Annotated in this window: 6 protein-coding genes; 3 read left to right on the top strand and 3 right to left on the bottom strand. The window is 34.6% G+C overall.

Annotated elements, in window-relative coordinates; translation table 11 throughout:
• The first annotated feature begins 194 nt into the window (after positions 1-194).
• Both AB1444_15905 and AB1444_15900 read left to right on the top strand, forming a co-directional pair.
• Positions 195-1,943 (top strand): GAF domain-containing SpoIIE family protein phosphatase, encoded by a 1,749-nt coding sequence (locus tag AB1444_15905; GenBank protein ID MEW6528140.1) that lies wholly within the window; start codon positions 195-197, stop codon positions 1,941-1,943.
• A gap of 15 nt (positions 1,944-1,958) precedes the next feature.
• On the top strand, positions 1,959-2,939 hold the full coding sequence (locus tag AB1444_15900; protein ID MEW6528139.1) for a lysylphosphatidylglycerol synthase transmembrane domain-containing protein: 981 nt from the start codon (positions 1,959-1,961) through the stop codon (positions 2,937-2,939).
• Here the strand turns inward: AB1444_15900 and AB1444_15895 are convergent.
• Positions 2,908-3,393, bottom strand: a complete 486-nt coding sequence (locus AB1444_15895) for a phosphoglycerate mutase family protein (GenBank protein MEW6528138.1) — start codon at positions 3,391-3,393, stop codon at positions 2,908-2,910. The genes AB1444_15900 and AB1444_15895 overlap by 32 nt on opposite strands.
• 337 nt (positions 3,394-3,730) lie before the next feature.
• Between AB1444_15895 and AB1444_15890 the strand changes: the two genes are divergently transcribed.
• Positions 3,731-4,648 carry a patatin family protein gene (locus AB1444_15890; protein MEW6528137.1) on the top strand — a complete coding sequence of 306 codons (918 nt, stop codon included), beginning with the start codon at positions 3,731-3,733 and terminating at the stop codon, positions 4,646-4,648.
• A gap of 1 nt (position 4,649) precedes the next feature.
• Here AB1444_15890 and AB1444_15885 read toward each other — a convergent pair whose 3' ends face one another.
• Both AB1444_15885 and AB1444_15880 read right to left on the bottom strand, forming a co-directional pair.
• Positions 4,650-5,675, bottom strand: coding sequence for a FecR family protein (locus tag AB1444_15885; GenBank protein ID MEW6528136.1), 1,026 nt, complete (start codon positions 5,673-5,675; stop codon positions 4,650-4,652).
• 109 nt (positions 5,676-5,784) lie between these two features.
• On the bottom strand, positions 5,785-6,917 hold a 1,133-nt coding region (locus AB1444_15880), incomplete at its 5' end, for a fused response regulator/phosphatase (protein ID MEW6528135.1).

Genomic DNA, 6,917 nt, shown 5'->3' with positions numbered 1-6,917 from the left:
GCCGCCTTCGGCGGCGGGGATGTTCACTATTTTCTTTATGAAATTTTTTAAGGAATTATTACTGGACATTTTATAAAATTATTTTGTAATAGTAAATATTAATTTATATTTGGTTCAATCATGTAAATTCTGGATATTGAGTCCTGTGAATTTTAAGGCAACCAGATTTTTTTTAAGGATCATGGTAAAAGTCCATGTTACAGTATGACATTGAAAAATTCAGCGCTATTAACAAAAGAATCAATTCCAATCTGAAACTTTCAGATTTGTTGATGGTCATTCTTGATATAACCAAAGATATGTTGCAAACAGAAGGTTGTTCAATCCTTCTTACTGATCCTGTTACGGAAGACCTCTATTTTTATATTGTCAGAGGTGGAAGTGACTCTCTTATTAAGGGGGAGATAGTCCCTAAGGGAAAAGGGATTGCCGGTCATGTTGCTCTTACCAATACCCCGGTTATTGTCAATGACCCTCAAAATGATGATAGGTTTTATAAAGAAATTGATAACAAGGCTCATTTCTATACCCGAAATATTATCTGTGCTCCCATGGTTCTTGTTGATAGGTTAGTTGGCGTTATAGAAGCAGTAAACACAATTGGGAGGGATTCTTTTTCCCAGGATGATCTCAAAGTGTTGATGTATATTGCTGATTCAGCAGCTATTGCAATTACACACCGCCAGCTCTATCAGGATTTGACTACCCGGCTTAAGGAACTGGAAATAATGTATGAGATATCCCAGGCCATTGCTCATTCTGGCCCTTCTGAAAATATATTTTCAAAGATAATTCAGCCACTTGCCTCATCAGTAGGTGTTAAACGTGCATCCATATTGTTGTATAATACCACAACAGACAAATTTTCTATTGCATCATCGTATAATCTTCCTGAATCTATTAATTCTCCATTGAGTAAAAATCAGGCACCTATTGCCTATCATGTTTTTACAAGTGGGGACCCTTTACTGGTTAATAATATAATAGCAGACCCATCCCTTGCTTCTTTTGCAAAAATTCATGAATATATTACCCCTTCATTTATCTCCATTCCCTTACGATATAAAAATACCGTTATTGGTGTTTTAAACTTAGCCGACAAATTAGATAAAACAAGTTTTGACGCGTATGACCTGAGAGTTGCAACCACCATAGCCAATCAGATTGTAGAAGCTTATCAGAATTCACTATATCTACAACAAACAGAAGAGCAACGAAGACTTGCCCAGGAAATTGACATAGCATCAGAAATCCAGAAAAGAATACTCCCAAAGATTCCTCAATCAATCAATAATCACCGCTTAGCAGCATTTAATAAATCGGCAAAAGAAGTTGGTGGGGATTTTTACGATCTTTTCCAGTTTGATAATGAAAAATTTGGTTTACTTATTGCTGATATATCAGGCAAAGGCATCCCCGCAGCACTATTTATGGGTACAGCACGGAACGTATTACGAGCAGAATCCCGTATCAACAACCAGCCTGGCCAGTTGCTTACCCATGCCAACAAATATATTTATGAAGATTCTGAATATGGTATGTTTGTAACCGTATTTTACATGCTCATTGATTCACATAATAAACTCTTAACCTATGGTAGTGCAGGACATAATAATCAACTGTTAATACGTTCAAAAACACTTGAGACAATTCATCTGAATGCCAAAGGAGTAGCCCTTGGCATTACCAACAATGCAAAATATGAAGAAAAAGCGTTGTTCTTTGAGGATGGTGACCTTGTTGTCCTGTTTACAGATGGAGTTCTTGATCTATTAGGCAACGGGAACATGGATGCAGGTGAAAAAAAACTTATTGAAATTGCACTGCAATCCATTGAAAAGGGACCTGATTTTCTTATCCAAAGACTCCAGGATAATCTTATTACTCAGGATGTTGACAAAGAATTTGTGGATGATTTTACTGTCCTGGCCATTCAATTTTAATTTTCTGGATACCGTATGAAAAAAGCTCGTTACATTTTTTTATTAATTGGAATACTAATACTTGTTTTTCTTTTTAAAACTTTTGGTCTTCAAAAAACAATATCACAAATTATAGCTGTTGGATGGGGATTCTGGATCATCGTCAGCATATTTATATTCAGCCATATTTTTCTTACCCTGGGCTGGAAGGTTTTGATTAATCATCCTGTTACCTTCAAAACGTTTATACTACTTGTACTTGCCCGCATAGGTGGCGACTCAACATCTTCTATCAATGCTTTTGGCTCTATTGCCGGGGAGCCATTAAAAGCAATGTATATGAAAGAGCACATCCCCCTGCAGGTGGGATTAGCCTCTGTAGTGCTTGATAGAACAGCGCATTCACTGGCAAATGCATTAATGTTTTTAACAGGTATTATATTGAGCTTATTCATTCTCAAATTGCCATCGTATATTACTGCTATTGCGTTAAGCTTTTTTTTACTGACACTGATTATGATTGCTATCATTATTCAAAAGCAACGGGAAGGGTTACTGGATTTTATCATTTCATTAGTACCATCACGTTTTAGTAAAAAGCTTATAACAGAAGAAAGACGGAAAAAAATTGAAGAATTGGATGAAGAAATTAAATATATTTTCAGCAGCAAATCGCATATACATAAGTTCATCATTTCTATACTGCTTCATTATTTTGCAGTGACAATTTCCTGCACATTGGAGATATATCTGATTGTATACTTCCTTAATATCCCCTTTAATATCTACCATGCACTATTTTTGTATGTATTTGGGCTTTTTTTAACATCTGTCATGTTTTTTATGCCAGCAAATTTAGGTACCAGTGAAGGATCGTATTCGTTAGCTCTTACACTATTAGGGTATGACCCTTCTTTAGGGCTTACTATAGGTATTGTACGGAGATTGCGTACCTTTGTATGGTCTATAATAGGTATTATTATTCTTATGATTGCCGGTTTGAAAAAGAACGAATAATGGCATCTATCATTGTTTCAGGAATATACGCTTTGCAATAGAGCATTTCGCCATCACTGGATACAAAAACGGGAGACGCATTGGTGATCGTTATAAGCCCGGTTTGAGAAGTTGCAAGAACTCGTGCCATCAGTACATCAATAAATGGTTTATGGGTTACCACGATAACATTTCTTTTTTCAAGCAATAAATACTGTATAATAGCATCAGGATTGTCTTTGGGGTTGATTAATTTATTGACCGCTACTTCACAATGAAATTTTTCAGCTACTATCGCCGCACTTTCATAGGCCCTCAATATGCCACTATGAATAATAATATCAGGTTTCCAGCTAATGATTTTCAAAAATTGGGCTAATTTGATACATTGTTCCTGGCCCTTTTTTGATAATGGTCTTTCAGGGTTTACCGATGCCTCTACTGCTTCACCATGCTGTACTATAATTGCTTCCATGCTACCCTCCCAATATCAGAGGTGTACAATTATTACTCAAATAATTATTTAAGTAGCAAAAATTAGCATATACTGTTTAAATGTATATTTTAAAAAACACAATGTCAATACTATTATTTTCCTATTGACTTTTGTTACAGTACATTCATTATAAATGCGGTATTTTTTAATAATTTGCGTATGAGTGCTGCAGTCCCTTAATCATTTGAAGATATGCTAATAGTTTTTATTTTGAATTAATCAAAGAATCAAATTTGTATACAACGATATTTTTTATTACTTAGTTCATTAAAATGCTATTTGATTCTAAAACCCATTATAACAGGAGTATACCTCTATGCTAATAGTATCTGCATTTATTAGGTACTTATCAAAACACCGTCAAAAAAAATCATTTCCTACAAAGAAAGTCCTCATCTTAGAAGGTGGTGGCATGCGTGGAGTATTTTTAACAGGAGTTCTTCAGGCATTCACCGACAGAGAATATTTTCCTTTTAGCTTAATCATAGGATCATCAGCTGGTGCTTTAACAGGTGTTGCATACTCAGCACACCAAATTTATTTAGCACGTGATGCTTTTTTTGGGGTCCTGTTAAGTGAAAGTTTTATAAAAATATCAAATATACTTCGACCAACAAAGCATATATTAAATTTAGACTGGATGGTTTCAACAGTCATTGAAGGTAAAGAAACATTGAATTTTCAATACTTGAAACACTCTATCCCTGTATTGATAACTGCCACTGAATATAGCGATAATAATCCTCCATCTACAGTATATCTTCATTCAATGAAAGATGATATTATAACATCATTAAAAGCATCTGCCGCAATACCTGTATTATATCGTGGATTTGTAGAATACAACAATCGCAAATTATGTGATGGAGGGTTACTTGATCCCATACCTTATAAAAAAGCATTAAGCCTTGGTTACAAGGAAGAAGATATCCTTGTTGTTGTAACAAGAAAAAAAGGATACAGAAAAAAAGAAGAATCATTCTGGATCAGATATCTTATTGAAAATTACTTTAAGGATTCAAAATATCGTTATCTTATTCAGGCACTGGAAAACAGGTACCTCATGTATAATTCCATTCTTGATGAACTGGAACATAAACATAAAAAAATAGATATTATCTATCCACCAGATGATTTCAATGTAGACAGATTGACCCGTGACCCCAAAAAAATTCTGGAAGGATTTGAACAGGGTGTCCAGTCCGCAAAAAACTTTTTATTATCATACCGGTAACTTACTGGCCCTGTACTTTATTTATTTCTTCCTTAATTTTTTCAACGCTTTCTTTATGCTTCCCTTTTATTTCTTCATAGCTTTTTCTATAAGCTTCCTTGATAGCCATTATTGCCTCATAATTAGCCTTTTGTTGTTGAACAACTCTATCTGCTTGTTCTTTTACTTTATTAAAACTATCGAAAATTTCCTGTTTCTTTTCTTTATAAATTTCCAAAACATTATCCACCGCCGCATTGGCACAATCGCCTAAAAAATAATCATCCGCTATAACAGCCACTTTTTTTTCCAGTTCATCCATATCTTTCTCTAATTTTTTAGAATCCTTCTTAACCGATGATTGTTTAAATTTTTCTATCTCAGCTGATTGCATTGAACTTCTTTGCTCTAACGTAGCTAAATATTCATTATAGCTTTCTGCATATTTTTGTGGCTCCAGGAAAAATTCTTTATCATCTGTGTTTTTCCACAACTCAGGATTTTTAGGGTTATCATCCTGCAACGGCTTTTTTGCTACTTCAACAGTAGCCTGCTCATCGCCATGTACGTTTACTTCTCCATACGGATTTGCCAATGCCAGAGATCCTTCTTCCATATTAACCCGTGAGTTTGAACTATCGCTAACAGCTACAAAGAACTCTGTTCCTCTGATTGCACAAACAGTAGTTGGCGTATATACTTTTTTAGACTCCCCCTTCTGTAATTTTGAAATCTTTGCCTTGATAACGCCATTAATGATAGAAACATTCTCATGATTATCCTGTATTGCTGCAACCTTGACTTTAGTATTTTCAAAAATGCGAACAGTACTTTTATCTGCATACAGCAATTCTGCAATACTTGCATTTTTTGTTACAACTACATCCCCCTGCAATAACTTCATTCCCACTACTGCAAGTTCCTCTTTTCCATTACGTTCAACAATGACATCCCCAACAACAAAGCTAATCTCTAATGCATAAACACAAGGTACTGATAACAAAATAGTCATAATAAGCACAAAATATATAAACATGACTTTTCTCATGAAATCCTCCATTTTATTTACTACATATTTATTTTCATGTTCTAGTAAACACGTGTTATCTTTATGCTATATAAGTACTATTATTTATTTGCAAAAGTGCAATAATTAATCAGTGCGCATTAAATTTCATCCCTAACATGGTTACATCATCTACAAAACGATCAACTCCACAAAAATCCTGAATTTTATCAAATAAAAATTCTATTAGTTCTGGTATTTCCAGATCTTTATGCTCATCAATTAACTCTTGGAACCGTTTTTCTCCCAGGATTCTATCAACTCGGTCAGGGCACTCAAAGGCACCATCTGAAAAGAAAAGTAATTTATCACCAGGAAGCAATTCAATTTTTTTGGTTGTATACAGGGAAGTATCAAATATGCCAACGAAAGGACCGGTTGTTTCCATCCTGATTATGTGCCCATCCGGATGCATCACAATGGGTGAAGGCAGGCCAGCATTTACATATTCAATACAGGATTTTGCTAAATCAAAATGTGCAAAGAATATGGTTGCATAATTGTAGCTCATCATTTTTTGCGTCTGTATTAAAAACTGATTCATTTCTTTTAATATATCCGATGGTGACTTTGTTACATTGACAAATGTCGTTATGGCAGTCTTTACGATTGCTGAGTAAAGAGCAGCCGGTACCCCATGCCCAGAAACATCAGCAAAGATAAATGAGAAATGATTTTCATCATGAATTATAAAATCAAAAAAATCACCACTTATTTTTTCAACAGGCTTAAATTTTAGATAAAAAGAAAATCCTTTGATATCCGGGAAAACAACCGGGAAAAGGCACTGTTGCAGGTTACTGGCAATATCAAGCTCATTCTCAATCTGAATAGAACGTGCCTGTAACTGGGCATAAAGCTTCTCCAATTCCTGGTTCTTTAATTTAAGTTCTTCAACTAATTTTATATTTTCTTTTATAAGTTTATGGCGTTCATACGCCCTCTGTACGGCAAGCGTTATTTGATCATTTTTAAATGGTTTCAGAATAAAATCAAAAGCTCCTGCTTTTAATGCTGATATTGCAACTTCAATATCATTGTATGCAGTGATGACAATAATGGGTACATTCTCATCAATTTCATGCACTTTGTGAATAAATTCCAGCCCATTAATGCCTGGTAGGTTTACATCCGTTATTATAATATCAGCTGACCCAATGACACCACTTTTCAGAGCATCCTCAGCTGTATAATAATTATATACTTTATAATCATTCTCCAGTA

The sequence above is a fragment of the Spirochaetota bacterium genome, assembly GCA_040756435.1.
Taxonomy (GTDB): domain Bacteria; phylum Spirochaetota; class UBA4802; order UBA4802; family UB4802; genus UBA4802.
This window is presented reverse-complemented; position numbering and strand designations above follow the sequence as displayed.